Source organism: Paenibacillus phytohabitans, assembly GCF_013141775.1.
Classification (GTDB): Bacteria; Bacillota; Bacilli; order Paenibacillales; family Paenibacillaceae; genus Paenibacillus_AQ; species Paenibacillus_AQ phytohabitans.
Genome location: NZ_WHOB01000065.1, coordinates 1 through 2,115, shown reverse-complemented (window position 1 = coordinate 2,115; position 2,115 = coordinate 1). Strand labels below are relative to the sequence as shown.

Here is a 2,115-nt window from a genome sequence, read left to right as displayed (position 1 = left end):
TCTTCTTCTAAGCTAAATGGGTGGGAAGCCTATAAACTGAGCGATAACAATCCTGGGACTGTATGGTCTAGCAAGGTGAACGGAAATGAAAATTCTGTGGAATGGGCGGCTGTCGATCTCGGAAGGGTTAATATCGTGAATCAAATTAGTTTAACCCCTCGATCTATATTGGCGTTTCCCAAGGACTTTAAAATCCAATTTAGCAATGATGCTATAACTTGGTCAGACATTCATAGACAGGTGTACAGCAATTACGTTAACAACGGTTCTGTCCAGACATTTGATTTTGGGAGCGGCGTAGCAGCAAGGTATATCAGAATTTTTGCAACGAAACTCAATACTGATGATCAAGGGAACTATTATTTTCAATTAGCTGATTTTAATATAAATTCGTCCAACATTTACACGTCATCCAATATAGATGGCTGGGAAGCCAGCAAGCTGACGGATAATAACCCATTTACTCAATGGTCAAGCGTCCCGCATGGCAACGAGGGCGAAACGGAATGGATTGTATTGGGGCTGGGAGACCAAAAAGTGGTCGGTGGGTTAGCCTGACTCCCCGAGCCAACCTGTCCTTTCCAAAAGATTTTAGCATTCAATCCAGTGAAGATGCGGTCAACTGAACAGATATCCCGAACCAGACGTATCGCAATTATGTAAATAACGGTTCCGTCCAGACCTTCAACTTTGGTAGCTCTGTAATAACAAGATATATCCGGGTTTATGCGACCAAGCTGGGAAAAGATGATTTAGGGAGTTACTACTTCCAGTTAGGTGAGATCAAAGCTAATCTCGTAACCGTAGCCACGTCATCCAATATAGATGGCTGGGGCCAGGAAGCTGACGGATAATAACCCATCCACTAATTGGTCGAGCGTACAGCATGGCAGCGAGGCCGAAACGGAATGGATCGTGTTGGGGCTGGGAGATCAGAAAATGGTCGGAGGGATTAGCCTGACTCCCCGAGCCAACTTATCCTTTCCCAAGGATTTCAGCATTCAATCCAGTGAAGATACGGTCAACTGGAAAGATATCCCGAACCAGACGTACAGCAATTATATAAACAACGGTTCTGTCCAGACATTCAACTTTGGTAGCTCAGTGAAAGCTAGATACATTCGTGTGTTGGTTACAAAGCTTGGGAAAGATGACATGGGGAACTACTATTTTCAGTTGGGCGAGATAAAGGCTACTCTTACAGGTGCTGGTGCTAATTGGTGAATTATTATTGAAAGTTGGAGGTGCATATTCATGAAAAAGTATATAGCCATTTATAGCTGTTCTCATCTTAATCATGGTTAATTCCGAGACAGCGGAGGCCTTGAAATATACCTACACTAAGACAGGAGCGTTAAGTCTGGTGAGTTTATCTGAAGGAAAATATGTGAACTTTCAGTATGACAACAACGGCAACTTGATTGGGAAGAAGAATTTAAACTGTAAGTCTTCAGAATATAATTTAATCAATGTGAACAGCAATAAGGCCCTGGATATTTATGCCGGCAATACTATCAATGGAACAAAGGTGCAGATACGGATAACGGAACGAGTTCTCAAAAATGGGAATTGATTAACTCGAAGTGAGTATGCGAAATACTGTTGTTCATCTTTATGTAGGAGAGTGATTTTTTGAAAAAGTTATTCTTGTCTTTGCTTATTCTATCCACATTAGTAGTAGGAGCTAATCACGCATATTCTTACCCAATAGAAGTGAATATGAATGGTGGCTTCGAGCAGGATCAAAATAACAATAGACTTCCAGATTTATGGGAAACGGTTTGGAGAAATGGGACTAGTGTTGGACCTAGCGCTTCAATAGAAAGCTATGAACCAGCTGAAGGGAATTATCATTTCAGATTATACAATGGTACCGGAGATAAGGATTCATATATGTATGCTTTATCCAATCCAATTCCTATACAAAAAGACAAATCGTATACAATTAATGCCTTCATGAGATACACCCTACCTGTTGGAAAAGCAAATATAACGATCATCGAAACCGACCGGAATAGGAGTGTTGTTTATGAATCCAGTCGTTCATTCTCTAACGGTGCATGGCAATGGCATGATAATACCATCTATGTGGCTCCTAAGGATAACACAGAATAC

The 2,115-nt window shown here is 41.2% G+C and carries 3 protein-coding genes; all 3 read left to right on the top strand.

Going from position 1 to position 2,115, the window contains the following annotated elements; all coding sequences use genetic code 11:
* On the top strand, positions 1-558 hold a 558-nt coding region (locus tag GC101_RS22100), incomplete at its 5' end, for a discoidin domain-containing protein (RefSeq protein WP_171719021.1).
* A gap of 267 nt (positions 559-825) precedes the next feature.
* Complete coding sequence (locus tag GC101_RS22095; RefSeq protein ID WP_171719020.1) at positions 826-1,224, top strand: discoidin domain-containing protein; 399 nt, start codon at positions 826-828, stop codon at positions 1,222-1,224.
* Between the two features lie 408 nt (positions 1,225-1,632).
* Positions 1,633-2,115 (top strand): hypothetical protein (locus GC101_RS22090; protein ID WP_171719019.1); only part of this gene is annotated, 483 nt, incomplete at its 3' end.

What these genes read in the sequence shown, in the direction of transcription:
- GC101_RS22095 (WP_171719020.1), top strand. Translation starts at nt 826, where the DNA reads ATGGCTGGGGCCAGGAAGCTGACGGATAATAACCCATCCACTAATTGG.